This window comes from uncultured Microbulbifer sp. (genome assembly GCF_947504145.1).
Classification (GTDB): domain Bacteria; phylum Pseudomonadota; class Gammaproteobacteria; order Pseudomonadales; family Cellvibrionaceae; genus Microbulbifer.
In genome coordinates, this window is record NZ_CANNGQ010000001.1 from 230370 (window position 1) to 256666 (window position 26297).

Sequence of the window (26297 nt, forward strand, 5' to 3'; positions counted from 1 at the left end):
GGTATACACTTGGGTCTACAATTAAACAATCACTCGGTGTTTTACGTGCCACAATACCTGAAGCAGAAGCGGGGTCTCTGGCTGTTCCAGAGGCGTATTCCCAAGGAGCTGCGTCACCTGTACGGTGGCAAGCCCATGTTAACCAAAAGCCTCGGGACAAGCGACGTCTCAGTCGCCAAAACGATGGCTGCTCGTATGGTTGCTGACATGGATGAGGCTCTGCGTCAGACCCGTTCTCAGCGCCCCGGTGACAAGTATCGGCACTTTCTAGCGGAGCTGGAACAGCGAGATTCACCAGCGTTGTCTGATCGTGAGGCCATCAATTTGTATGCCGAGATGGTACAGCGGGGCGGCACAGCGGCAATGGATGCAATCGCTACCAAAACAGTTGGCTATGAGGGTACCCAGTACGGCGTCACTCTGTTGGATGGCATAGAGCTGTCTCAGAAGCGCGCAGAACTGAAAGGCGCGACACGGAAGGTTATCGGTAATCGTAAGCTCCACGCCAAACAGTTCCTTGAACATCTGTGTCTGGTGGATATCCCATTGGCGGAGATCAAGCGGTCACAGGTGAATGCTTGGGTTGAGGCTATGGCAAGCGCTGGCGGTAAGAAGGGCACAATTCAGCTCAAGGTGGGAACCCTGAAGACCATCTTTGATGATGCCCAGCGGCAGCACGATGATCTGACCGTGGCTAACCCCTTCTCACGTGTCGACATCATTGGTAAGGCGAAGGAAGGCAAGACACCATTCACCGACAGTGAGCTTAAAGCTCTACTTGCGGTCGATGATGACTACTTCACTCGTGCGCTGGCGTTTAGTGGTATGCGTGGGGGTGAGCTTTGCGCTCTCCGTGGGGCTGACATTAAGACCGACGAAGAGACGGGCATCATGTACTTCGATATAACCAAGTCGAAGACCAGCGCCGGTATACGCAAGATTCCTGTGCATCCTTCATTGATTGAGTGGGCATCAAGTAAGGCTGGTGACCCCGGTCTCCTGTATCAGGGTAAAATTAAACCGGATAAGCCACAGCGCCCAACTGAGTTCATGAATAGGCGAAAGGAGAGGGCAAGTATTCAGTGCAGCGCTACAACGCATTCTCTGCGTGGACTGTTTGCTACTGGCCTTGAGCAAGCTGGTGTCCGCTCGGAAACGATAAAGCGTCTGATGGGACATGTGCAGGAAGACCTCGCTTTCAGTGACTACTCAAAAGGTTTGACGCTGCGTGAGCTTAAGGAGGCGGTTGAAACGCTGTGCGATGCGGGCTGTTATCGGGCGTTTCGCGGTGGCGTATCGAAAGAGGGGGGAGATAACTCCCCGTCTCCTACCTCGTCAACTTAGCGTGTGTGACATAAAGGTGAGCAGTATTTACATCCATCAATTGCTGCTCCAGAGTACAATGCGCGAGCTTTCTCAACGGCGGAAAAGCAGTTGGAGTGATAGCCCAGGTCAATTTTGTTCTGGTACTGCGGGGGCGTAGGGCAAGTGCCGTCATCCTTGTGCACTTCATGTTCCCCGGTGGACTGGGGGTTGCGGTTTAGTACGTACCTAATCATGGTTCTGATCTCATATCGGAAACAAAAATATGAGAAGTGGGTATCATGTTGCTACAGTACTAAATGAAACCGCTTGACGGTGTGTTTCCAGTATAGTTCTATAGCGCCTCGCTAAAGACCGACACCAACCTCTCGCTCGGGTGTCGCTGGCTACGGAGGTGTCCAACCACTTCCGTCAGCCTTTCAAGTAAAGTTCTCAAAGCTATGAGAACCCCGTTCTAACGAGTTAATACTCTGCGACAAACTATTCTACTGCCAAGCTTGAGCCTGTGTAAACGTACAGTGTTTCGGTTCCGGAAGTTTCGTTTGATTTCGCGCCAATTTCGACTAGCTGGGCTAATCGTGAAGACGATTGGTTTTTTTCCAGAGTGAGCGCCGATTGCGCTTGATTCATTATGCGCTTCAAAGGTGGGTGAGGAGCGCTTAGGTCTCACGCTCCCTGTGCGACGAGGTATGCTTAGCGTCGAGCTCTCGCGGTATTTCGGTATGTCCGAAGGTCTTCTTCTGTGATGTCACCGCTACTTACAAGCTCATAGTGCTTTTCGTGAACGATTCTGACGTGGTCGTCCTGCACAGTTAGCTCAAATAAAGCTATTCGAGCATCATCGATGAACTGAGTGGAAATTGCGCGAGTAACTAAAGTAGGAAATTTTTCCTGGCAGCAGTCAATATCCTGCTTTGTTTGAACTACCCCTAACTGATCTGACCCGCCTTTCGCTTGCACTGGGATTATGTACTGGCACCCGTCAGGGTCTATCCCAGCGTACAACTCATCGATTTCAATCTGCACTCCTCGTCTGACGGTGGTTCGCAAATGGTTTTGGAGGGAGTAGGTTGTGATGCCCAGAAAAATATCGATGAGGCGGTTGTATCTCACTTTTGCCAGAAGCGCCTGCTCGTCCGAAAGTGCATATTCGTTGACAATTTCAGGGGTCGCATCTGGAACCTTGATAGTTATCAAGTCGGGGTTGGGAAGAATTCTATTGATTCGGACCAGTTTGAACTCGTATTTAGCGCGTCCAACCCCTTCAATTACCCACTCCATTTCTTCTGTTTGCAAGTTGAGAATGGACTGAGGGAGAGGTTTTCGGTAGCGAAATGAGTAGATTACATCGCCCAAGTTTTTAGGTAGATTAATCCCCAAGTGGTCGGCAGCTCCTTCAATATCGCTTCGTTCAAAAGCTACCCGCGTGTCCCCATCGGAATAAGAGTCGAAGAAAATCTGTTCTATTAGTTGTTCGTACGCGTTGGCTTTCTTAGACATTGGCCTGCTCTATTTCCTGTTGGGTTCGCTTTTTGGCGCCACTCTTTCTGTCTCGTTTTTGAATTGGTACGGGCACGCCCCAGAATTTCGAGGCGTTCGACATGTCGAGATGTAGTAGTTTGCTTTCGCCGAGCTCCAGAGTTTCTGTAGGTCTCTCTGCTTTAAAGCTGCCCGCCTCGATGATTTTCCGCCCGATGTGGTAGGCAAGGGGAGGTGGGACTGCGTTTCCTACCTGTCTTGCGCCATGCCACTTGGTTTCATGAAATCTGAACCAATCAGGGAAGCCGTGCAGGCGAGCCATCTCTCTTACTGTGACGCAGCGAGCATACTTATAATGAATCGGCCTCGGGCTTGTGAATGCACCCCGTGCTGAGTCGGTGCCAGCGCGAAGTGTATTGGAAACTCCCTGCGAAGAGAGTTTGAAGAAGCGGGATATGGGCTCGACAGTACCTTCTTCAGTCGCAGCGAATCTGCGTCGAGAAATGTCCGTATGATCGGTTCTTAGGCTGCTGGTGAGTATATTCTTTGGCCACCTTCTCTTGTAGCCAAGGCGCCAAGCGTTATCGTGTGTACATCGTGCTAATGCTGAATATCCGCTTGCCCGTTTAGAGTATTTAAAGCTGACGTTGTCACTGTGAATTAGTTCAGGAAATTCTTCCGCGTCTGGAAGGTCACCCAGGGCCTCTTCACAGGTCACAATTCCTTCCTGTGACTGCGGGTACTCAGGTAATGAGAGGCCTTTGTTTGCACCAATTAGGAAAAGGCGCTCACGGCTTTGTGGTACCCCGAAATGCTTGGCATTCAATACCCTCCACGGCTTCAATACCTGGTACCCAATTGATTCCATTTCACTAATGATCTCTTCGAGAAACTTCTTGTGCTTCCCGACGGTAAGCCCTTTTACATTTTCAAATAAGAAGTAAGAAGGCTTAAGTTCTTCGACAATGCGTATAAATTCACGGACTAAGCCATTGCGGGGGTCGTCTAACGCTCTTTGCCCAATCATTGAAAAGCCTTGACAAGGAGCACCACCCGCGACGAGGTTAATTTTCGTATTGGCTTTCAGCCCCGCAGCCTTCCTGATTATTTGCCCAGAGACGGTTTCAACGGATTGAGGGAGTACGCTACAGTGTGGAAAATTGTACTTGTGAACACTTGCATGAACTGGGTCAATTTCTACTGCAGCTACCACATCGAAGCCAGCTTGCTCAAGCCCGAGACTTAGACCTCCAGCCCCCGCAAATAGATCGATAGCAATTGGACGCTTACCCAAAACTTTTCCCCACGCTTTGCCCAAGTAGTCTACGGAAATAGACTGTATATTCACTTTTTAGCCTAATTGCGCCGACTAAAAAAATCGTTCTTTTACTCGTGAGACGGCCTCGATGCGCTCCTGTCTCAGATTGGCCGGGATGATACCAATTAGCTTTGGTGGGTGCGTACTTTTCTATCGCAAAAATTAGTGCGCGGTTTCTTGAGGTCGCTTCAATTCTGATTTCCCCCTTACCCCCCTTGGTTCCGTGATCGGAAGTTCAACGATTTTGTGCTGGTACTTGCTTTTGATGCTGTGCACTTTACGTGTGCTCCAAGTGAAATTGTTGGTCACGCGTGTATTAATGATTCACTGAACTAAGCGTTATTGGGTCTGCTTATTTTTTGTTCAGTCTTCGTTCGCTACGAGTGCGTTCATCAATCACTAAACATCTTTGGTTGTATGTTTGCGCTGGACTTCTGTATCGATATAGGTATACCCACACGGGTACGCGAAAAAATCGTACCGATTATTGTACTCATTAGTGAATTGCAGTAGTGTTCGATTATTAACTTAGACCTTACGAGCACATAAAGATGACCGCTTTCCTCTACGCCCGTGTTTCCACCACCGGTCAGAACACAGCCAGCCAAGTAGACGCCCTGTACAAGGCTTACCCAGGTGGAACGCTACGAGAGGAAAAGGCCAGCGCTACCACGATGGAGCGGCCAATGCTTCAGATCATTCTGGATATCATCCACGAGGGCGACACACTGGTCGTGTGGAAGCTGGATCGACTCGCCAGGAACATGGCTGACCTGCTCGCTATCGTTGATCACCTACAAGGCAAAGGAGCCAGCCTTCAGGTACTTGATCAGAACATTGATACCAGTACAGCGGCAGGTCGAGCTTTCCTCCAGATGCTGGGTGTCTTTGCAGAGTTCGAGACTAACCTCAGAAAGGAGCGGCAGATGGCTGGTATCGCGAAAGCAAAGGCTGAAGGGCGCTACAAGGGGCGACCAACGACAATTGACCCTGAGGCTGTCCGTCATTGTCTGGAGGTTGAGAAGCTGTCCTACAGAGCCACCGCGAAGAAGCTCGGGATTGCTGTGAGTAGTGTGCAGCGATTAGCGAAAGGTTGAGTGTTTCTGGGGGATGACTGCCCTGCTTGGTCTATCTAATGCCAAAGCGACTACTGCCTATTGGTTGAGTAGATGGGCTGTACTTCATAGGTAATTATCTCAGTTACCAATACTCAATTGATGGCTACAAGGTTCTCAGCTGCTGGCTCAGGGAGTCTCAGAGTCGTCTTTATGTTCATATAGTGCCCGTATAGGAAGTCAAGCTGTATTTGCCCATGATTTATCTCCCTTTCATGCCGCCGAGAATCGACCCAAACCAGAGGTGGGCAATCGAGCTACGCCGTGAGACAGGTCTACGTCTAAACACGGGCGCTGAGTCAGACCTGTTTTCCTTTCGCCCGAGAACGGATGTAGGGCTATCAAGTAAGGTTGTTGAGCAACTGTACTCAAGACTTTACTCAAAGGTTGGCAATAAGGGGAAGACACCTCGCAGGCAAGCGCTTCAATGCGCTGTATTCGCAATGGCCTGTTGCGGCCCATATCAGAACGTTGGGTTCCTTCAGGCTACATCGAGAGCGACCAATCCGAAATACAAGCGCCACTGGCCGGGAAAGTTCCAAGCCCGTGTATTCGGTGAGGTACTGCAAGAGATTGCCGAGCACGGCTTTCTAAGGCAGCACAAGGGCACCATTAAAAATGGCCTTACAACTCTATGGATGCTTACAGGAAGTGGCAGAGAGTGGGTACAGCAGGCTCAGAGCGGTGCTATCGGTGTGCCGTTCTCAGAGGGGAAAGACTTGCTGCTCTTGAAGTCTGACAAAAAGAAACCAATTGAGTTTGAAGATGACGACAACACAGTAATGCTGAAAGCCCAAGTACAGCGAACCAACGAATCAAGGGCCGGTTACTCATGGGGTTATTCGCCCGTTGATTTGGAGCAGAGCGGCAAAGAAGGCAATGCTGAGTGGGTCTATGCCGATGTACAGGTCGCATTGCCGTCTGTTGACTTGGAGTGCCATAGAGACTTCAGGGAGAGCTTTGAGACTGGCGGGAGGTATTTCTGCAAAGCGCAGCAGCTAAGAAAGGTTGAGCGGAGCACTATCACTGTCGATGGTCTCCCCACAATTGAGCTTGATTACAGTAGTCATCAAACACGCATCCTCTACCACCTGTGCGGGCTTGATGCTCCAGAAGACTGCTACGACATACCTGGTCAATCTCGCTCAATCTGGAAGAAAGTTGCGGTGATTGTGTTGTACTGCAAGAGCCGTAGACAGGCGCTGACGACATTGGTTAACCACTTGGAAGTCGACTGGGCGGAAGCGAAACAGTTTCTCTGCGACTACAGCGACCAGCATAGCGGCATTGCTGACAAGTTTTTTCAAGCCAAGTGGGGGGAGCTGTTTTATGCGGAGAGTCAATTAACCATGGATGTATTGGACGCAGCCTATGCGGCTGCAATTCCCCTGCTCCCGATACATGACAGCTTTGTCACCACCACAAAACATGCTCACACACTGCGAGAAATTATGAATAGTTGCTACATGAACCGCTTTGGGTTCCCTGCAGCTATTGGACAAGACAGCCGCGAAGACATAGGCGACTTCTTCGCAGAGCTTGAGGGTCAGTAATGGAACCAATAGTGCTCTGTGATGCTCCCGGTTGCCAGAAGCCGCGACTATCAGACGCGAATGGTGTTCAGCGCAGCAGGTACTGCGAGCGACACAACACCCACAACAAGCGCCACGGCCATCCCACGAGGAAGCAGCCGAGCCTGAAGGCTGACGCCAACATCCGTGTGTCCTTCTTGGCAGGGCAACGCTGGGCCAAGCGCAATGATATCTCCAAACTGGTCGACTGGTTTGCCCAGCAGTACCGTGAAGCTGCCAAGTACACTTTCAGCGAGCACCGGCACAAGCGGGAGTACAGCAGGGAAGTGCTGTGGGCCTTCCACCTGCAGCACCTCGAGAAGCACTCGGTCCAGCCTCAAGACCTCGCAGTGCGGCTGGTCGGCCTGAGCTGGGCCTGTGCCTCTAACCCCGAGAGTTTTCATGGAGAGGACTTCACACACATCTTCTTCGTGAAACGGCTGCTGGCCCTGAAGCCGCTGCCCCGTCACAACAAGGACGCCTACAGCGGTAAGACACAGCCGTATGGCCAACTATCACTCTCGTTTGCTCGTTGGGTCGGACAGCGTCTGGAGGCGGTTGGGGCGCAGGCGATCACTGGGCACTTTGAGGGGCTTGTAAAGTCCGAGCACCTGAGCTTGAAGCAGTCGGTCAGCAACAAGACCGCTCAGCGACAGTTGGCGGCGGAGGTCAGCGCTCGTGCTCGGTTGCGCCGCATTCAAAAGCAGCAGGAAGAACGGCGCCTGATGTGGGATATGTCCACCGGTCAGTACTTCTGGCAATACCCGGATGGAAAAATTCTACCGGCTTGAAACGTGTGATGTTTGTCGTAGTTATCTTTGCCGGGCCGTCTAAGAAAACATAAACAATTTTGACCACTATTTGAGAGAAAAGGGTACGCAATTGGCTAACGATAATGTAGAGAAATCGCTTGAGGAGTCTGTAAAGCTCCTAAATGCTCTGGGAACCGGTTATCACGACTGGAAGAGCACCATCGCGAGGAACTTCCATGTTGATGAGTTTGGCAAGGAGATTACGCCTGGAGAAGCTTATTACTGCATAGAGTCAGGAGGCTCTGCCAATTCTTATAGGAGGCTGAAGCACAGTTCCATGTCGAAATTTTTGGAGGTGATGTTTGATTCATCTCCGGGACTACTTCAACTTGCCGAAGAGCTCAAAGTTGAGCGGGAGGAGAAACTGAAGTCTGAAATGGAGGCCGCAGCACGCACAGTAGCGGAAGCGAAGTCGCGAAGAGAATTAAAAGAGTAACAACTTTCGGTGAGCTCCTGATGGCAGCCTGGGTGAGGACTAAGTTATTCTTGCGTGTGAGGCTCTACATTTGGGTCTACTTTCGGCGCTACGTTTATTTGTAAGTTATTGATTTTCAAGGGTTAAGGTATCTTGTGCGATTGTAACGGATATCCCCGATCGCGGAAGTGACTGTATCGCGTTCTGGAGCGGGCGAGGGAGTCGGGATGCTGGCAGACGATTTCCGCAAGGCGGTCGAAACGGCTGAACCAACCTGGAATATCGGTACAGAGGTTGATGAGTAGGCCGTGATGCTGACCAGGATCTTCGCCACTGTTCACTTCGATCGCGGCCTGTTGGTCGAGATTCTGCGGCGCGTGGGGCAGGAAGCTGTCTTCTCGGAAAGTCCACAGCAGCTCGTCCAGTCTGGTCGCTTGTTGGGCGTCATCCACGGCAATCAGTACTCGCAGACCATTGCGGAAGGCCTTTTCTGCGAGACGGCAGGCGAACGTCAAAATTTCCTCAGGGTTCTCAGAGGAAAGAACATAGAAGTCGATACGGGTCATGTTGGTGGCAGCGGAGTCCTGAGGCTTGATGCGAAGCTGCACCCGGTAGCGGCACCGCCACATTACGAGGGCCAGCGTACTGAAGCATTCGTAGTGGCGGCCCTGCTACCGGTAACGGTTCGCAGGACACGCCGTAAACCCATCCATGGGGCTCTTCCGCGAGGTCCCTCTCGCAGAAGGTCCTGCGAACCGTTACCGGTATCAGGGCCTTAGCCCGTAATTCTGGGCTTCGATTTTAGTTTGGCTTACTTTTTATTCATGATGTATTGCAGCAGCAGCGGTACCGGACGGCCGGTAGCGCCTTTGGCGGCACCGGATTTCCAGGCACTGCCGGCGATGTCCAGGTGGGCCCAGTTGTAGTCTTCGGCGAAGCGGGCGAGGAAGCAGGCAGCGGTTACGGAGCCAGCTTCGCGGCCGCCAATGTTCTGCATGTCGGCGAAATTGGAATTCAGCATGGGCTGGTATTCGTCCCACAGCGGCATACGCCAGGCGCGGTCGCCGGCGGTTTCGCCAGCACTGATCAGCTCTTCTGCGAGTTTGTCCTGATTGGCATACAGGCCAGTGGCGTGGTGGCCCAGGGCGATTACACAGGCACCGGTAAGAGTGGCCACATCAATCACCACGCTCGGCTTGAACTTGCCCGCCCAGGTCAGCGCGTCGCAGAGTACCAGTCGGCCCTCTGCATCCGTGTTCAGTATCTCGATGGTTTTGCCGCTCATGGAAGTGACAACGTCGCCGGGTTTGCTGGCGCGGCCACTCGGCATGTTTTCTGCGGCGGCGACAACACCCACTACGTTGACCGGCGCATTCATCTCAACGAGCGCATTCATTACACCGAACACACTGGCAGCGCCGCACATATCGAACTTCATTTCGTCCATCATGGCGCCGGGCTTCAGGCTGATGCCACCGGTATCAAAGGTGATGCCTTTGCCCACCAGCACGATGGGTTTCTGGCCGGTTTTGCCGCCCTTGTAGTTCATCGCGATCATCGCGGCCGGCTCATCGCTGCCCTTGGCGACGCTCATAAAGGCGCCCATACCCAGGGATTCCATTTTCTTGTTATCGAGCACGGTGGTGGTCAGCTTCGTATGTTTTTTCGCCAGTGTCTTGGCTTCCGAAGCCAGGTAGCTGGGGGTACAGATGTTGCCGGGCAGGTTGCCCAGCTCGCGGGCGATATTGCTGCCAACCGCCTGGCCGCTGCCAAACTCGACGCCTTTCTGAATGCTTTTCAGTTGTTTCTTGTCCACGGCATGTACCGTGAATTTTGCCAGCGGATAAGGCTTTGAATCACTGTGGCAGCGAGTGAACTTATACCCAGCGAGGCCTGCGGCCAGCGCCAGCTGTTGCGCCTGCCAGGCACCGTCGGCGTCTATCACGGAAACTTCCGTGAGGTAGCTGGTGGCGTCTTTCAGAGATTTGACGGCGTTTGCACTGCGCATCGCCAGTTGGCGGAATTCTGTCTGGGACACCGGTGTTTTGCCGCTGCGCACCAGCAGGACGCGTTCGGCGCTGCCTTCCACTGTGGGAACCAGCAGAGTACTGCCGGCGGCACTGCCGAGATCGCCGCGCTTGAGCAGCTTGGCCAGGGTGCCGCCATTGGCCTTGTCGAGTACGCTGCCGCTGTCGGTGAAGCGGTTTTTATTGTCGACGGCGAGAATGGCGCAGGCGCTGCGCTGTTTGCTGATATCGGTGACCTTGGCGGTAAACTGCATGTAAACGGTTCCTTGATGTTCTGGGGAGCCATCGGCTTCGGGCGCTCTGTCAGAGCGGGATGTCGTCACCCTCGTTAGTACGGGCCGAGACATTGCCGGGCTTTTTGGTGATAATGCGCCGCACAAGTTTAACCCGAGAAGGATCGGATTGCTTGGCTCGGTGTCCTATCCTGACACTGATGAACGTTAAATCGAAAATTCGATTTCCACCTGTTCTATTTTTCGAACCGCAATCAGGGAAGCTGGACGCTCAGTGATTATTTTCCGCTACCTCTGTCGCGAGCTGCTCGGTGCGACGCTGGCAGTCAGTGCCGTGCTGCTGCTCATGGTGATGAGTGGCCGTTTTGTAAAGTACCTGGCGGAAGCGGCTGCAGGCGACATGTCTGCGGGGATTCTGTTTTCACTGATGGGCTACCGCCTGCCGGGCTTCCTTGAGCTGGTGATTCCCCTGGGCTTTTTTGTCGGCATCCTGCTGGCCTACGGGCGCCTTTATATTGAAAGTGAAATGACAGTGCTGCACGCCTGTGGTTTCAGCGAGCGCCAATTGTTGCGCTACACCCTGGTGCCGGCACTGCTGGTGGCCGCTTTTGTGGCGGCCATGAGCCTGTATTTGACTCCCACCGGTATCGAGCGTACCTCCCACCTGCTGACCGCCGACAAAACCCGCAACGAGTTCGATCATCTGGTGCCCAAGAAATTTGTCGCTACTGGCGGCGGCCGCGCCGTCTATTACGCGGATGGATTAAGCGATGACCGCTCCACCATGAATGACGTGTTTCTCGCCGAGCTGGGTAATTCGCGCGGGAATATGGAGACTGATCACCAGATTGTTACCGTTGCTCGGGAAGGGGTGCAGCAGATAGATCCGGAAACCGGGCTGCGTTACCTGGTACTCCGCGACGGTTACCGCTACGAAGGGGTGCCCGGGCAGAGCGATTACCGCCAGATGGCGTTTGATAGTTACGAAGTGCTGCTGGATATCCCGCGCCTGCGCTCCAAGGCCAGTGAAAAATTGCAGTCCATGTCTACCGCCGCCCTGTGGAAAAGTGAAACCCCACGGGAGCGGGTAAACCTGCACTGGCGTTTCAGCCTCCCGGTACTGGTACTGGTGGTGGCGATTCTTGCCGTGCCCCTGAGCCGCACCAATCCCCGCCAGGGCCGCTACGCCAAAATGATTCCGGCGGTGTTGTTGTACATCATTTATCTGGTGGCCCTGCAGGGCGTTCGCGGCGCGATTGAAGACGGCAAGATTGAACAGGCCTGGACGATCTGGCTGGTACATCCGCCATTCCTGATACTGGGGCTGCTGCTACTGGGTGGGCGCAACCGCCGCAAACCGCGCAAGCGCCTGGATCCACCGGCAGGCAACGGAAATGGAGGTGCCAATGTCCCGGCTTGATGGTTATATCGCCCGCACCATTACCATGGCGATCCTTGCGGTGCTGCTGGTTATCATCGGACTGGACGTGATCTCCGCCATCGTTGATCAGCTAGAGGACCTGGGCGGCGGGTACCAATTCACCAATCTGCTGGAATACGTTCTCTGGTCACTGCCGGACCGTATGTACAGTCAGCTCGGGTTCTCTGCGCTGGTGGGATGTATGGTGGGGCTGGGCACTCTCGCAAGTACCAGTGAATTGACGGTAATGCGCGCCGCCGGTGTCTCCATCGGCCGCATTGCCTGGGCTGTAATGAAGCCGGTGCTGGTATTGATTGTGCTGGGCCTGGTTCTGGCCGAACTGGTGATTCCGGTGACAAACCAGACCGCCGAGAGCCGCAAGGCCATCGCGCAGGGAGAGCTGGAAAACTCCGGCCTGGAACAGGGGTTGTGGTTACACGACAGTGGCGAGTTTGTTCACTTCAATGCCGCACTGCCCGGTGGCACGTTGTTCGGAATTACCCGCTACCGGTTTGACCAGGATCGACAGTTGGAGCGTGTGGTATTTTCTGAGCGCGGCCATTACGAAGGAGGCCGCTGGGAATTGCAGAACAGCCGTCAGACCAGCCTCACACCGGAGCGCGCATCCAGCAGCCTGGAGGCCCGTTCATACTGGGGCTCGGATATGTCGCCGGATCTGTTTTCTCTGGTCGTGCCCATGCCCTCGGACCTCTCGCCCCGCAACCTTTGGTCCTACGGTAAATTCCTTGACCGCAAGGGTGAGGATTCGGCCCGCTACTGGCTGGCTTTCTGGCGTAAAGTGCTACAACCGCTGACCATCGCCGGCCTGGTGATGATGGCGATCTCGTTTATCTTCGGGCCTCTGCGAGAGGTGACTACCGGGCTGCGGGTGTTTACCGGGGTGATTGTGGGGATTGTGTTTCAGACGGTGCAGGACATGCTCGGGCCGTCTTCCGTGGTATTCGGGTTCCCGCCATTTATCGCGGTGTTGATTCCGATTCTGGCGAGCTTTTTACTCGGCTGGCTGTTGCTCAAGCGGGCGAGATAAGCCTTAAAATCTCAGCGGTTATTGCGAAGGTACTGCTGCCGGGTGCTGTCTTGTGAGCCCGCCAAAAACAGGATGTTTTTGCGGGGCTCCCAGGGATAGGTTCGCGGCGAGCCTCCCAAGGCAGTACCCGTTAGCGGCACCGTCACTTTTCTTTGCAGGTACGAGCCTGTCCTTGCTGAATATCTACAGCTTTTTCTTCTTTTTCGGCAAGCGTCGCACTTCCGAGTCCGATGCCATGTCGTGCCAGCTGGCGCCATCGACTCGCAGATAGCCCCACAGAAACCCCGCGCAGAACAGTCCCAGAGAGATCGGGCCGACCAGGGCGCGGATAAAGCACTGGTACCAGCTCAATTGCATCCCGTTATTGTTCGCCACCATCAACCGCCAGGCGCGCATGCCGATGGTCTGCCCGGCCGCCCGCCAGGACCAGAAGAAATAGCCCGCAGTGACCAGTAGCAGCCCAGATTGATACAGGGGGCCACCCACGCAGGGGGTATAGTCCACGTGCTCTGGCTGACATTGCAGGCCGCCGAAAGTGGACGCCACCAGCATGGCGAAGAAGCCGTACACCATCCACAAGCCGGCGACGATCAGAAGGTCGTAGACCAGCGCCATGATACGCGGCAACACGCCCGCGTGGGGAAGCTGGTTGAACTGGGTGGGCGCCTTGACTGATTCGGGCACGGGGATCTCCGCCGGTAAGAGTTGGCGGCGATTCTAGCAAAAAGGTATGCGGAGAGGGGAAAGCAGTGCAGGGGGCGGAGCCCCCATGCAAGGCTTGTTCTGATCAGAATTCGTACTGGACGGAAATTTTGAACTTATCGTCCGACAGGCGGAAGTCGTAATCCAGTGCGTTGTTCAGGCGACCACCGCTATTGGTGTAGCGCAACAGCGGGTGCTGTTTACTGCGTTTGTGTTGTTCCATGTAAGTCTTGAAACCCATTTTCAGGATTTCGTTTACTGCGCGCCCGCCGGTGACATTCTGCGATTCTTCCGGGCGGGTATGGAGTTCCAGCCACTGGTGGTTCAGGCGCCGCTGCACCATGTCCATGGAATTGTTGCGCATGTTTTCCGCGGACTCGAACAGAGCCTGGTTGTCCATGCCGAAGGCGCTATCGATGAAAAATGCGTTGTCGGCCTGGAGGTTCAGAGCGCTGGTGGAATCGGGAATGAAAATATCGTCGGCGAGCAAAGCGGTTGGAACGGACAAAAGGGCAAGCGCGGCCGCAACCGGCAGGCTGGGCGCGAGACGCTTATTGGAACGAAACTGAGTACTGCGAGTTTCCATTTTTCCACCCCGGGGCGTTTTACTTGGCTCAGGCAGCTGATGAACAGCTACTGAATTTATTATGGCTCACCCTTTATAAACTGTGGTATCTCACAATTTCTGACGCTTTGCCAATGGAAATTCTGACTTTGGCGCTCTTTCTAGTCATTTCTCTCTAATGCCCGCAGTTGTTGGATATCTAGAGTTTTGCCCAGTTCACGGGGGCTGCGGGGAGGATTCCGCCAATGTTTTTTAAGATCAAAACCATTGGGTCGAGCACCGCTTTATAAAAACTTTGTCTAGTCGCCCGGGGGTTGGATCCCTAAGGTGGAAGGTGGTTCATTGGTCACCTGACTGATGGCGCGATAATAGTCGAGTTTGCGGCCGCGATACGAGCAGTGGTGTGGGCCGTAATATGCGATGGATCCACAAGCGGTTGACAGCGCTGTCTTTTTCGGTAGGGTGGACGGTTGCCCGGACTGTGAATTTCCGGGCGTGAGACATAAGAATACAATCGGCATCGGCTCACGGTGCTTCCATCTATAAAGAGAAGATCGATGAAACGGCTTCCCCTTTTTGCCAGTCTGGCGCTGTCCGCCTTTATTACCTCCTGTGCAGACCCGGAGTCTGCCAGCCCGTCTGACTCTGCTGCGCACAGTGCAGCGGCACCGGAGCGCATTGCCGCGCATTTTGATGTCACCCAGGAGGTGCTCACTAACTTCCAGGGCGCAGACGATGAGCTGCGGGCCCAGTGCAAAAAAGCCGGGGGCAGTGCGGCAGCCTGTTTCACCTACCGGATCAGCCTGATCAACAATGGCCCGGCAATCGCCGCTGACGAGCGCAATTGGCAGCTGTATTTCCACAGTGTGCGCCGCTCTCTGGCCCTGCTGAACAGCGATGCTTTCAAACTTGAGCGGGTCAACGGCGACCTGCACCGCCTGATCCCCACCGAGTCCTTTGCCGGTATAGAAAGTGGGGAAACGCTACCTCTCGATTTTCTTGCCGAGAGCTGGGTGCAGTTCGAGTCCGATTTTCAGCCGCGCCTGTTCGTCGTGGATGCCGAGGGTGAGGCGCTGGTCATCCAGTCTACAGACACCGACGATCTGAGTGAGATTGTCCTACCCATCGACAAAAATGACCCGGACAACTGGAAACGGGCCGACGACGATGGCAACACCCTGGCCACTGCCAGCAGCCGCTTTGAGCAATTTACCGCGGATACCGTGGCCGAGGCAGGAAACACCTGGCGCAGCCGGATCATTCCCAAGCCCGCTTCCATGAAGCTTTTGAAAGGGGTGCCGGTAAAACTGGCACAGGGTCTTTCTATACAGACAGAAGCGCTGAATGAGGGCAGTGTCGCTGCGCTGCAGCAGCGTATCGAAACCCTGGGTCTGGCGGCTGGCGACGATTCCGCGGCCTATCCGGTGGCCGTTGCCGTCAGTGCCGAAGAATTTGAAAGCCAGCCGGCGGGCGCCTACCGGCTTTCCGTCGGCAGAAAGGGCGCGGAAGTGCTTGGCGCCGATGAAAGCGGCGCTTTCTACGGCGTCCAGTCTCTGCTGGCCCTGGTAGACCTGCAAAGCGGTAGCCTGCCCCAGGCTGTTGTGGAAGACGCGCCGCGCTTTCCCCACCGCGGTATGTTTCTCGACGTGGGGCGCAACTTCCACAGCAAAGAAGTGGTGCTGAAACTGCTGGACCAGATGGCCGCCTACAAACTGAACCGCTTCCACTTTCACCTCTCCGATGACGAAGGCTGGCGGCTGGAAATCCCGGGCCTGCCGGAGTTGACCGAGGTAGGCAGCCAGCGCTGTTTTGATCTGGAAGAGAACCGCTGCCTGCTGCCCCAGTTGGGCTCTGGCCCCAAGGCGGACAATTTTGGCAGCGGTTTCTACAGCGTGGACGACTATGTCGAAATTCTGCGCTATGCCGCTGATCGCCAGATTGAAGTGGTGCCGGAGTTTGACATGCCCGCCCACGCCCGCTCTGCCGTAGTGGCCATGGAGGCGCGTTACCGTAAACTCAAAGATTCAGATCCGGCCGCTGCAGAGGCCTATCGTCTGATCGACCCGGAAGACGACACCCAATATCTCTCGGTACAGTTCTACGACGACAGCTATATCAACCCCTGTGTGGATTCCACCTACAACTTTGTGGGCAAGCTGATCCGCGAAGTCAAAACCATGCACGACACGGCGGGCCATCCGCTGGAGAGCTGGCACTTCGGTGGCGATGAGGCAATCAATATTCTCGCATCCGGTTCTTTCGAGGTCGGCCCCGGGGAAAACCCTGAAAAGGGCGATGTATCTGCGGAAAAACGCAACAAGCCCTGGAGCAATTCTCCCCAGTGCCAGAAGTTGATTGCGAGCGGCGAAGTCAAAGCCCTCGACGAGTTGGGCGAGCTGTACGCCAAACGCGTGAGCAAGCTGGTTGCTGCGGAAGGTATTCCCACCATGGCGGCCTGGAACGACGGTGTGAAGAAGATCACCAATGCAGACGAAGAGCTGGCAACTGAGCAGAACTACGTCAACTCATGGGCACCGCTGTTCTGGGGTGGCGGTGATGAGAGCACCCATCTCGCTGATGCCGGTTTCGACCTGGTGCAGTCCCACTCGGACTACCTCTACTTCGATATGCCCCAGGAAGTGGATCCGAAAGAGCGCGGTTACTACTGGGCGTCTCGCTATACCGATGCGCGTAAAACCTTCAGCTACGCACCGTTGAATACCGCGCAGTTGGCCGAGGTGTACCCCAACCGCGACGGTCACGACTGGAACGCGACCTCCCCATCCGAGCAGTTTGCCTATAGCGTGCGCGGTATTCAGGGGCAGCTGTGGAGTGAAGTGGTGCGCACCGACGAAGCGGTGGAGTACCAGGTCTTCCCACGTCTGCTGGCACTGGCCGAACGCGCCTGGCATCAGGCCGAGTGGGAGTTGCCGATCCGTGAGGGCCAACAGTTCTCGGGTGAGACCTCCTTTGTGGACAAGCAGGCTCTGGCGCGGGATTGGGCAGACTTTTCCGCTGCGCTGGGGCAGAAAGAACTGTTGAAGCTGGATCGCGCCGGTATTGGCTACCGGGTACCCGTGCCCGGTGCCGTGGTCGAGGATGGCCGTGTAAAAACTGCCCTGCCGTACCCCGGGCTGGCACTGGAGTATTTTGACGGTGAACAGTGGAAGCCGCTTTCTAGCGATGTGGCTCCACAAACCGTGAAATCCGTCCGCGCACTGAGTGCGGATGGCCAGCGCAAAGGGCGTGCTGTGGCACTGTAAATCGCGTGACTCGGATACCGCAGTCCACACGACTGCGGTCAAAAGGGACGTCTTGTCAGGTGTCCCTTTTTTGTTATTGCGGGATCCTTTTCCTGCACTCTTCCCGCTATTCCCGGCACTTATCTCCGTCTTCCCTTCAAAGCGCATCGCGCCCCGGGTCTACACTTGCTGAATTAACGGCTGCAGCAACGGGTATATTTCTCACGGATTTCGGAATTACTCGTGTATTCCCCGTGGATGTGGGCACGTTGAAGGACGTTCGGTGCTAGATTGGGCAGCGCAGGTCACCGCGTGAACCTGTCGCTCAATATAAAAAGCATAAATTTCAGCGAGAGAAGACCATGGCGAGAAGCAAAGTGTACGACTACGTGATTGTCGGAGGCGGATCAGCCGGCTGTGTGCTGGCCAATCGCCTCAGTGAGGATGAGCAGAATCGCGTCTGCCTTCTGGAGTCCGGCCCCTCCGATCACAACCTGCTGATCCAGATGCCCGTCGGTATCGGATATCTGGTGCCGGGCAAGCGCTTCAATCTTCATCACTACACGGAACCCCAGGCCAACCTCGATAACCGCCGCTTGTTCTGGCCCCGAGGGCGAGTAGTTGGTGGAAGCAGCGCCATCAATGCGATGCTGTATATCCGCGGTAATGCCGGAGACTTTAATGCCTGGGAGCGCGAGGGAAATCCGGGCTGGGGCTGGGATGGTATCTTGCCTTACTTCCTTCTGGCGGAGGGCAATCAGCGTGGCAGTGACGCCTGGCATAGCGGTTTTGGCCCATTGGCGGTTTCGGATCTCAAGTGGAAGTCACCGGCGGGCAAGGCGTTTGTGCGCGCTGCGCATGAAGCCGGACATAGACCCAACCACGATTTCAATGGCCATCACCAGAACGGTGTCGGCTTTTATCAGGTAACACAGAAATCCGGTCGTCGTTGCTCTTCCGCTACTGCCTATCTCTACTCCGCAAAGGCTCGCCCCAACCTGAGTATTTACACCAGCTCCCCCGTGGCTCGGTTGGAATTTAAAGGCAGCAGAGTCAGTGCGGTGACCTTGTGGAATGGTCAGCGCGTTGTAGCCAATAAAGAAGTTATTCTGTGTGCTGGCGCCATTCAGTCGCCGCAGTTGTTGATGCTGTCGGGTATAGGCCCGGAGGATGAGCTGAAAAAATTGGGTATCGTACCCCAGTGCCACCTTCCCGGCGTTGGCAGAAATTTACAGGACCACCTAGATATCACTCAGGTTGTTGAAACCAATTGTGAGGTCGGATTTAACGATGGATTCTGGCCCAAGCTCAAGACGGCCCTGCGCTTTCCCGAATATCTGTTGCTGAACCGTGGAAAGCTGACCAATAACGTAGCCGAAGCGGGTGGGTTCGCCAGCTCCAGCCTGGCCGGCGAGTACCCCGATGTCCAATTCCATCTCAGCGCGGTGCCGTTGTTCAATCACGGGCTCGACAAGCGACCTGGCAACGGCTACTCGCTGCATGCCTGCGCCCTGCGGCCGAAAAGCCGGGGCAAGATAACATTGAAGTCTCGGGACCCTCGGGAATTGCCATCCATCCAACCCAATTATCTGGCAGAGCCGGAAGATCTGCAGGTATTGATGGAAGGCTTCGAAATGTCCCGTGAAATTATCGAGCAACCAGAGCTTAGAAAGCTGCAAAAACGCTGGTGGCAGCCCGAGCAATCCTTGGTCAGCAAGGGGGAGATTGCCAATTTCATCCGGCAAAAGGCGGAGTCAATTTATCATCCGGTAGGCACCTGTAAGATGGGCCAGGATGACATGGCTGTGGTGGATCATGAGTTGCGTGTGCGCGGCGTGAATGGACTGCGCGTGGTGGATGCCTCCATAATGCCCACCCTGATCAGTGGCAATACCAATGCGCCAGTGATTGCCATCGCGGAAAAAGCGGCGGAAATGATCCTCGCCAAACCCGCACTACAGAAGCCGCTGGAAGTTAGTGAAAACGCATGATCTGGCAGTGCCCTCATTGCAAAGAGCCCCTTGAATTACTGGAGCGAAGCTGGCGCTGTACCAGTGGCCACAGTTTCGATCGCGCCAAAGAGGGCTACGTAAACCTGCTACCGGTTCAGCAAAAGCGCAGCCGGGAGCCGGGCGACTCGCTGGAGATGCTCAATGCACGCCGGCGTTTTCTCGAGGCGGGGCACTATGCGCCGTTGGCGGATGCCATTGGTGCGCAGTTGCAACGTGTTTCGACGGCGCCCGGGTGGATATTGGATGTGGGCTGCGGCGAGGGCTGGTACGCGCGCAAACTGACCGAACTCGGTTGGCAGGCGGCGCAGGTATTTGGTGTGGATATCGCCAAAGCCGGTGTGCGTTTGGCGGCCAAAAAACAACCCGAGGCACATTTTGCGGTAGCGAGCAGTTTCCATCTTCCTGTGACCGATGTAAGCGTGGATGCGATTTTGCGCGTGTTCGCCCCGGGGCCAACGGAAGAGCTGGTTCGGATACTGAAGCCGGGCGGCATCGTTGTCGACGTGTCGCCGGGGCCAGTGCATTTGTGGAGCCTGAAAAGCAGGCTTTACGAAACCCCCAAGACCCACGAGCCGCCGGGGCCCTTGTCCGGGCTGGATGCGGTCAGCGAGTTGCGTTGCGAGTTCCCCCTCAAGATCAACACAAATCAACAGGTGCGGGATTTTCTCGCCATGACCCCGTTTGCGTGGAAGGGGCGTGCGGAGGCGCGCGAGGCGCTGGAGCAGCAGGACACTTTGTCGCTGGAAGCGGATTTTCTGCTGCGGGTTTATCAAAAAAATACAGGGCGGGATTAACAAGTGGCAACGCCGCGGGATTATCAGTTTATGCATCAGGCACTGGCGCTGGCAGGCAAAGGCGCCGAGCTCGGAGAAGTGCCAGTGGGGGCGCTGGTGGTGCTCGACGGTGAGGTGATTGGTGAGGGTTTTAATCAGCCCATATCTGCCTCCGACCCCAGTGCGCACGCGGAAGTGAAAGCACTGCGTGCCGCAGCAGCGCACCAGAGCAATTACCGCTTACCCGGCGCCACCCTGTACGTGACCATAGAACCGTGCACCATGTGTTTCGGCACGCTGATTCACGCGCGCATCGCGCGGTTGGTCTACGGCGCAGCCGAGCCCCGTGCCGGGGTGGTGGCAAGCCAGTTACAGTTGGCTGATCAGACGTTTTTCAATCACAAAATAGAAGTAGAAGGGGGCGTTCTGGCTGACGAGGCTGGTGCCCTGGTGCGAGATTTTTTCCAGAAACGACGTTAACCATGTTCTTGGCAATCCTGATCAATGCACTGCTGGTCGCAGTGGCGGTGGTGCTTCACCATGAAGCGCTCAATATTCTATTTTGGTTGGGCCGGAGGCTCAGCGTACGACGCAATATTGGCGTACTGATCGGCGTTTTTGGGGCGCTGGTTGCCCACATCGTCGAGATCTGGATGTTTGCGGTGGGGTATCTGTATATGTATCACTCACCCTATTTCGGCACACTGGAGGGGAATTTCGACGGAACATTGCTCGATTGTGTTTACTTTTCCTTTACGACTTACACCTCCCTTGGTGTCGGTGACATCGAGCCATACGGAGCTCTGCGCTTTACCGTAGGGCTTGAGGCACTCACCGGGCTGGTATTGATTACCTGGACCGCGTCTTTCCTGTTTCTGAAAATGCAGCGTTACTGGCAGCGGGAGACGGAAAACTGCTAAGGCGCCGTATTTTCTTCGCTCTGATACTGCACGCGCTTTTTCTGATTACACCACGGCCAGGGCAGCCTCTTACTGGTTACCTTTGCTCAACGAAACACAGGGAATGATGTGAAAAATAGAATATCGATTGTACTGATTGTAATACTGGTGACTTCTATACTGATGGCATGCGACAACAGCAAGTCGCCGGAAGGGAAAGACAGCGAAGAAACAGCAGTTTCCGCCTCCACCGATATAACAGGTACACAAAAGGAAGGCGCTGATCCCGCGCTGGATCAGATCGCACAAGACTACGTGCGTCTGGTGCTGACCCTTGGCAAGCACGATAAAAGCTATGTGGATGCCTACTACGGCCCGGCAGAGTGGAAGTCAGAAGCCGAGGCCGATAACGCATCACCGGCAGAACTCGCGAGCCGCGCAGAAATGCTACTGTCCAGACTGCCGCAGAATATCGAGCCAGCGGGAGATCTGCTGACCCTGCGCAAGCACTACCTGAAAACCCAGTTGAAAGCGGTTGCCGCCCACGCCCATCATATTGCCGACGCCAGCTTTCGCGACTTTCAACAGGAGGCCAAATTACTCTACGACACCGAGCCGCCGGTGCAGGAGTACGCGGAGTTTGACCCCGTACTGGCGCAGCTGGAGACGGAACTGCCGGGCAGCGAGCCGTTACACCTGCGGGTTCAGCAGTTCCAGCAGCAATATCGGATACCGGAAGACAAGCTGGATGCCGTGTTCAGCGCCGCCATTGCCGAGTGTAAGAAGCGGTCCCTGGAGCATATTCAGTTACCGGCCAATGAAAGTTTCAAGCTGGAGTACGTGAAGGACAAACCCTGGAGTGGCTACAACTGGTATCAGGGCAACGCACACAGCCTGATCCAGATCAACTCTGAACTGCCGATTTATATTGATCGCGCCGTCGATCTGGGCTGTCACGAAGGCTACCCGGGGCACCATACCTACAATGCGCTGCTGGAGCAGAAGCTGGTCAAGGATCAGGGCTGGCCGGAGTACAGTGTCTATCCACTGTTCAGCCCCCAGTCACTGATCGCGGAAGGCAGTGCCAATTACGGTATTGAACTGGCTTTTCCCGGGGATGAAAAAACCCGTTTTGAACAGGAAACGCTGTATCCCCTGGCCGGCCTGGACCCACCCTCGGCGGAAAAGTACCAGCGGGTGCTTTCGCTACTGGCGCAGCTAAAATTCGCGGAAAACATCGTCGCGCGCGAATACATCAATGGCAAGCTCGACCGGGATGAAGCCATTGCGCGCTTTCAGAAGTACACCGTCATGAGCCCGGAAAAGGCAGCACAGCGTGTCCGCTTCGTGGATACCTACGGTGCCTATGTGATCAATTACAACTGGGGGAAAGCATTGGTGAAGGAGTATGTGGAGCGCGATGCAGAAACCACTGACGCGCGCTGGCAGAAATTTTCAACGTTGTTGTCCTCACCCCGCTTGCCTTCGTCCCTGTACTGGTAGCACCGGAGGTTGGGGCGTGGAAATATCTCCGCCCCAACACTTCTTAACGTTTTATTTTTTTCCAGATTTCCTGACCTGAATGTCGTCTGAATAGCTGACGGAAATTTTCCTATCTGGAATATTCCGGACATGAGTTGTCCACAGGTCTGGCGCCGAAACTCACTTCTGTGGACAAGTGTGGCGTCAAATAGCTCCTTTCTGTCGTCTTATTTTCCATTTTAAATGTCTCCAGAACCCTCGGCGATTTTTGCGCCTGGCGCATAATTTATTTTAATGGAGGTGTATGGCGTCCACATTGTGCAAAAGTTCCACAGATGGAGATTTTTTTCGGTTGTTTTTTCTACAGGTGGTTGTTCCCGTGTCTAGACTGACAGTGATTGGGTTAATTGCTGTTTAATTTGCCGAATACGATGGAGTTCTCAATGAAAAAGACACGCGTTCTGACACCGCTTGCTATCGCTTTTGCTGCCATGGTTAGTGCCCAACAGGCATCAGCGGACTGGTTGAGTGATGGTGATTTTATTGTTCGTGTTGGTGCCAGCTGGGTAGACCCAGATGACAGCCGTGATGATCTGCGCTTTAGCGACGATTTCATTCACGAAGATTTTGATATCGACGCTGATACCACCTGGAATATTTCCGGTGCCTGGCTTCCGGTTGAGCATTGGGGTGTTGAACTGATGTATATCGGTTCAACTAACCACGACATGGACCTGAAGCGCATTGGCTATGCCGGTGACTATTACGATATCGACAAGTACACAGTTGGTGACTTTGATGCCAGCTATTCCAATGCCTATCTGAACTGGTATCCGCTGAGCCGCGATTGCATGGGCCAGCCCTACATCGGTATTGGTCTTAACTACACCGACTTCAATGACGTTAGTCTGTCTAATGATTTCCGCGATGACCTGAATGACCTGGGGCTGACGAATTTCGATAATCGAATGACGCATTCCTGGGGCTTTACCGGTCAGTTCGGTGTGGACTTCAAGTTCGGTCATGAAAGCGCATTCCTGGTGAACGCTGCGGTACTGTATATCGATGCGGACACCGATTATCGCTTCTCTTACACCGACAACAACTTCCAGCCGTCGGAGCGCTTTGTTGGTGAAGTAACCGACATTGACTACAGCCCTTGGGTGTTCAACCTGGGTGTTGGTTACTCTTTCTAATCTCGCAAACGAGATTAAAGAGTAACGTTCAAGGATGAACGGAAAGGCACCTTCGGGTGCCTTTTTCGTTTCGATGGTTATTGAACGGATTGTTCACTGTCTACCGGTTTCACCATGGAATATCGCGATTATTACCAGATTCTGGGTGTGGAGCGCAGTGCTGCGCAGGATGAAATCAAGCGCGCATACCGTAAGCTTGCACGTAAATATCATCCGGATGTGAGCAAGGAAGACGACGCGGAAGATCGCTTCAAGGAAGTAAACGAAGCCTATGAAGTGCTGAAGGATCCGGAAAAACGCGCCGCTTACGATCAGCTCGGTAAAAACTGGAACAGCGGCCAGGACTTCAACCCACCGCCGGACTGGGACCAGGGATTTGAGTTCCATGGTGGTGGTTACACCGAGGCGGACCCGGAAGCGTTCAGTGATTTTTTTGAAAGCCTGTTCGGGCGCGGCGGATTTACCCAGGGCGGTTTTAACCGGGAGGGCTTCCAGCGCGGTGGCCAGCAATTTCACGGGCAGGGGCAAAATACCCATGCGCGGATCGCCATTGATATCGAAGACAGTTATGCCGGCAGCAAACGCCAGATCACCCTGAAACACTCTGAGCTGGGGCCCGATGGTCGCCCGGTACTCAAAGAGCGCAAGCTGAATGTCACCATTCCCAAAGGGGTGACGGAAGGGCAGCAGATTCGGTTGGCGGGGCAGGGCGAGCCCGGTATGGGCGAAGGCAAGGCCGGCGACCTGTTTCTGGAAATAGTGTTTAACGCGCACCCTCGTTACAGCGTGGAGGGAAAGACGGTGTACCTGGATTTGCCGGTGGCTCCCTGGGAGGCGGCACTCGGTGGCAAGGTAGAGGTGCAGACACCGGATGGCGCGGTGAACCTGACGCTGCCCGCCAACAGTAAGAGTGGCGGTAAATTACGCCTCAAAGGACGCGGCTTACCGGCGAAAGAGCCTGGCGACCTCTATGTGGTATTGGATATCGTCACACCAGCGGCAAATACGGATGCCGAGCGCGCCGCTTACGGCGAGTTCCGCGATGCGTTTACCTTCGATCCGCGTGGCAGTGCGGGCCGGGCATAGGTCTTGATCGGGAGAGCGAAAGTATGTCGTCTGAAATTGAATCCACAGCCGTGATCCTGGATGAGAACAGCCAGCTGACACTACGCGAACTATGTATCGCCTGTGCGCTCTCTGCCGAGCAGGTGATGGCATTGATGGAGGAGGGGGTCATCGAGCCCCACCGGGCCACCGACCCCATGAAGTTCAGCGGGGTCTGTGTGCGGCGGGTAAGACGGGTGGTACACCTTGAGCGGGACCTGGGGGTGAACCATGCGGGGGCGGCACTGGCGCTGGAGTTGCTGGAAGAAATCGAGCAACTCCGCGCGCGTATCCGCCGCCTGGAGCGGCGCTAGTCTTGTTCTATTAGCGCTGACGGGGCCTAAATCGCAGTGCTGGTGATTTCGTAAATCAGGTAACCGGTGTATGCCAAGTAGGCGGAAAGCAGTGCCGCGCCTTCAAACCGGTTGATGCGGCCCTGCCGTTTGCGGAATCCGTAGCCAAAAATAAACAGCGCGATGGTCAACCCCATCACCATCGGCCAGTCGCGGGTGAGCAACTCCGGAGGGACGGTGGGCATGGGTGCGATGGCGCCGGCGATACCCACTACCGCCAGCAGGTTGAACATGTTCGAGCCCACCACGTTGCCGATGGCGATATCGTGTTCGCCCTTGCGCGCTGCCGCAACCGTAGCCGCAAGCTCCGGCAGTGAGGTGCCGAGAGCGACGATGGTGAGGCCAATAATCAGGTCACTGACCCCCAGCTGATGGGCGATGGTTACTGCACCCCAAACCAGCAGGCGTGAGCTGATGATCAGCAGAATCAGCCCGGCGACCACCCAGAACAGCGCCTTGTTGAGCGGCATATCGTGCTCTTCGAGGTGGCTGTCCATATCCGATTCAATCACATCCCCCTTACCTTTCAGCGCGGAGTAAATGGACCAGCCGATCAGGCCGAAAAAGCCCCCCAGTAGGATCAGGGACTCGGTGCGGCTGAGGCCGCCGTTCCAGAAAAAGGCAGCGGTCACACAGGTTAGCACCAGTAGCAGCGGCAGCTCCTTGTGGATGATTTTGCTGTTGACCGTGAGCGGAATCATGATCGCGGTGGCGCCGAGTATCAGGCCCGTGTTGGCGATATTGGAGCCGTAGGCATTACCCAGTGCGAGACCGGGGCTGCCGTCCAGTGCCGCCATGGCGGATACCACCATTTCCGGCGCGGAAGTACCAAAGCCGACGATCACCATGCCGATCAGCAGTGACGGCATGCCCGCGTGTTTTGCGGTGGCTGCCGCCCCGTCGACGAAGCGGTCAGCGCTCCACATCAGCAGGACAAATCCGGCGAGAATCGCAATCAGGGCAAGGGTCATGGCTATCCTTGGTAGTTGGTCTTGGTGTCAGTCGTGTTGCTAACCAGTCGGTCGCGGCACAGATTTCAGGTTGCCGCGAGGAGGTTCGAAATCGGGGGCGATTGTAACGGCTCTTTCGCCCCCTTGCAGCGCTGTTTGCCCGGATACGGTGCTGGTGGCACCTAATCGGGGACCCTACAGTTTGGTCTGATTTCGAATCCGCCATTTATTCCGTTGAACTGGGCAGAGGCCGTGAGT

23 protein-coding genes are annotated in these 26297 nt (G+C 55.0%); 16 read left to right on the forward strand and 7 right to left on the reverse strand.

What is annotated here, in order from left to right; all coding sequences use genetic code 11:
• The first annotated feature begins 45 nt into the window (after positions 1-45).
• Positions 46-1344, forward strand: a complete 1299-nt coding sequence (locus Q1A74_RS01000; RefSeq protein ID WP_299591530.1) for a DUF6538 domain-containing protein — start codon at positions 46-48, stop codon at positions 1342-1344.
• 672 nt (positions 1345-2016) lie between these two features.
• Here the strand turns inward: Q1A74_RS01000 and Q1A74_RS01005 are convergent.
• Both Q1A74_RS01005 and Q1A74_RS01010 read right to left on the reverse strand, forming a co-directional pair.
• Entirely contained in the window at positions 2017-2823 is an 807-nt protein-coding gene (locus Q1A74_RS01005) for a hypothetical protein (RefSeq protein WP_299591531.1), read from the reverse strand.
• Positions 2816-4150, reverse strand: coding sequence for a DNA cytosine methyltransferase (locus tag Q1A74_RS01010; RefSeq protein WP_299591533.1), 1335 nt, complete (start codon positions 4148-4150; stop codon positions 2816-2818). Before Q1A74_RS01010 ends, Q1A74_RS01005 begins: the two co-directional genes overlap by 8 nt.
• Positions 4151-4671: 521 nt before the next feature.
• Here Q1A74_RS01010 and Q1A74_RS01015 point away from each other — a divergent pair.
• From Q1A74_RS01015 to Q1A74_RS01030, 4 genes are all read left to right on the forward strand, one after another.
• A complete protein-coding gene (locus tag Q1A74_RS01015) occupies positions 4672-5217 on the forward strand; it encodes a recombinase family protein (protein ID WP_299591535.1) in 546 nt (181 codons plus the stop codon).
• Between the two features lie 461 nt (positions 5218-5678).
• Positions 5679-6788 carry a hypothetical protein gene (locus Q1A74_RS01020; protein ID WP_299591537.1) on the forward strand — a complete coding sequence of 370 codons (1110 nt, stop codon included), beginning with the start codon at positions 5679-5681 and terminating at the stop codon, positions 6786-6788.
• Entirely contained in the window at positions 6788-7597 is an 810-nt protein-coding gene (locus tag Q1A74_RS01025; RefSeq protein ID WP_299591539.1) for a hypothetical protein, read from the forward strand. The genes Q1A74_RS01020 and Q1A74_RS01025 overlap by 1 nt, the downstream gene beginning before the upstream one ends.
• Before the next feature lie 91 nt (positions 7598-7688).
• Positions 7689-8054, forward strand: a complete 366-nt coding sequence (locus tag Q1A74_RS01030; protein WP_299591541.1) for a hypothetical protein — start codon at positions 7689-7691, stop codon at positions 8052-8054.
• A 122-nt stretch (positions 8055-8176) separates the two neighbouring features.
• On the opposite strand, the gene Q1A74_RS01035 is transcribed toward Q1A74_RS01030, so the two are convergent.
• A complete protein-coding gene (locus tag Q1A74_RS01035; protein WP_299591543.1) occupies positions 8177-8641 on the reverse strand; it encodes a DNA polymerase III subunit chi in 465 nt (154 codons plus the stop codon).
• Between the two features lie 203 nt (positions 8642-8844).
• Complete coding sequence (locus Q1A74_RS01040) at positions 8845-10314, reverse strand: leucyl aminopeptidase (protein WP_299591545.1); 1470 nt, start codon at positions 10312-10314, stop codon at positions 8845-8847.
• Between the two features lie 253 nt (positions 10315-10567).
• On the opposite strand from Q1A74_RS01040, the gene lptF reads away from it, so the two are divergent.
• Together lptF and lptG are read left to right on the forward strand one after the other, a co-directional pair.
• Entirely contained in the window at positions 10568-11713 is a 1146-nt protein-coding gene (gene lptF / locus Q1A74_RS01045; RefSeq protein ID WP_299591547.1) for an LPS export ABC transporter permease LptF, read from the forward strand.
• Positions 11700-12761: an LPS export ABC transporter permease LptG gene (gene lptG, locus Q1A74_RS01050; protein ID WP_299591549.1), complete on the forward strand. Its 1062-nt coding sequence runs from the start codon at positions 11700-11702 to the stop codon at positions 12759-12761. The genes lptF and lptG overlap by 14 nt, the downstream gene beginning before the upstream one ends.
• Positions 12762-12944: 183 nt before the next feature.
• Here lptG and Q1A74_RS01055 read toward each other — a convergent pair whose 3' ends face one another.
• Together Q1A74_RS01055 and Q1A74_RS01060 are read right to left on the reverse strand one after the other, a co-directional pair.
• Entirely contained in the window at positions 12945-13445 is a 501-nt protein-coding gene (locus Q1A74_RS01055; RefSeq protein ID WP_299591551.1) for an RDD family protein, read from the reverse strand.
• 103 nt (positions 13446-13548) lie between these two features.
• Entirely contained in the window at positions 13549-14049 is a 501-nt protein-coding gene (locus Q1A74_RS01060; RefSeq protein WP_299591553.1) for a hypothetical protein, read from the reverse strand.
• Positions 14050-14585: 536 nt separating this feature from the next.
• Between Q1A74_RS01060 and Q1A74_RS01065 the strand changes: the two genes are divergently transcribed.
• The 9 genes from Q1A74_RS01065 to Q1A74_RS01105 all read left to right on the forward strand — a co-directional run bounded on the left by Q1A74_RS01065 (position 14586) and on the right by Q1A74_RS01105 (position 25050).
• On the forward strand, positions 14586-17291 hold the full coding sequence (locus tag Q1A74_RS01065) for a family 20 glycosylhydrolase (protein ID WP_299591555.1): 2706 nt from the start codon (positions 14586-14588) through the stop codon (positions 17289-17291).
• A 341-nt stretch (positions 17292-17632) separates the two neighbouring features.
• Complete coding sequence (locus Q1A74_RS01070) at positions 17633-19261, forward strand: GMC family oxidoreductase (protein ID WP_299591557.1); 1629 nt, start codon at positions 17633-17635, stop codon at positions 19259-19261.
• Positions 19258-20076, forward strand: a complete 819-nt coding sequence (rlmA, locus tag Q1A74_RS01075; RefSeq protein WP_299591559.1) for a 23S rRNA (guanine(745)-N(1))-methyltransferase — start codon at positions 19258-19260, stop codon at positions 20074-20076. Before Q1A74_RS01070 ends, rlmA begins: the two co-directional genes overlap by 4 nt.
• A gap of 30 nt (positions 20077-20106) precedes the next feature.
• Positions 20107-20535 (forward strand): tRNA adenosine(34) deaminase TadA, encoded by a 429-nt coding sequence (gene tadA / locus Q1A74_RS01080; protein ID WP_367275363.1) that lies wholly within the window; start codon positions 20107-20109, stop codon positions 20533-20535.
• A 2-nt stretch (positions 20536-20537) separates the two neighbouring features.
• Positions 20538-20975, forward strand: coding sequence for an ion channel (locus Q1A74_RS01085; RefSeq protein WP_299591563.1), 438 nt, complete (start codon positions 20538-20540; stop codon positions 20973-20975).
• Positions 20976-21083: 108 nt separating this feature from the next.
• Complete coding sequence (locus Q1A74_RS01090) at positions 21084-22457, forward strand: hypothetical protein (RefSeq protein WP_299591565.1); 1374 nt, start codon at positions 21084-21086, stop codon at positions 22455-22457.
• 422 nt (positions 22458-22879) lie between these two features.
• Positions 22880-23632 (forward strand): OmpW family outer membrane protein, encoded by a 753-nt coding sequence (locus Q1A74_RS01095; RefSeq protein WP_299591567.1) that lies wholly within the window; start codon positions 22880-22882, stop codon positions 23630-23632.
• 114 nt (positions 23633-23746) lie between these two features.
• Positions 23747-24718 carry a DnaJ C-terminal domain-containing protein gene (locus Q1A74_RS01100; RefSeq protein ID WP_299591569.1) on the forward strand — a complete coding sequence of 324 codons (972 nt, stop codon included), beginning with the start codon at positions 23747-23749 and terminating at the stop codon, positions 24716-24718.
• 23 nt (positions 24719-24741) lie between these two features.
• Positions 24742-25050, forward strand: coding sequence for a chaperone modulator CbpM (locus tag Q1A74_RS01105; protein ID WP_299591571.1), 309 nt, complete (start codon positions 24742-24744; stop codon positions 25048-25050).
• A 26-nt stretch (positions 25051-25076) separates the two neighbouring features.
• Here the strand turns inward: Q1A74_RS01105 and Q1A74_RS01110 are convergent, their stop codons facing one another.
• Complete coding sequence (locus Q1A74_RS01110) at positions 25077-26060, reverse strand: calcium/sodium antiporter (RefSeq protein WP_299591573.1); 984 nt, start codon at positions 26058-26060, stop codon at positions 25077-25079.
• Between the last annotated feature and the right edge of the window lie 237 nt (positions 26061-26297).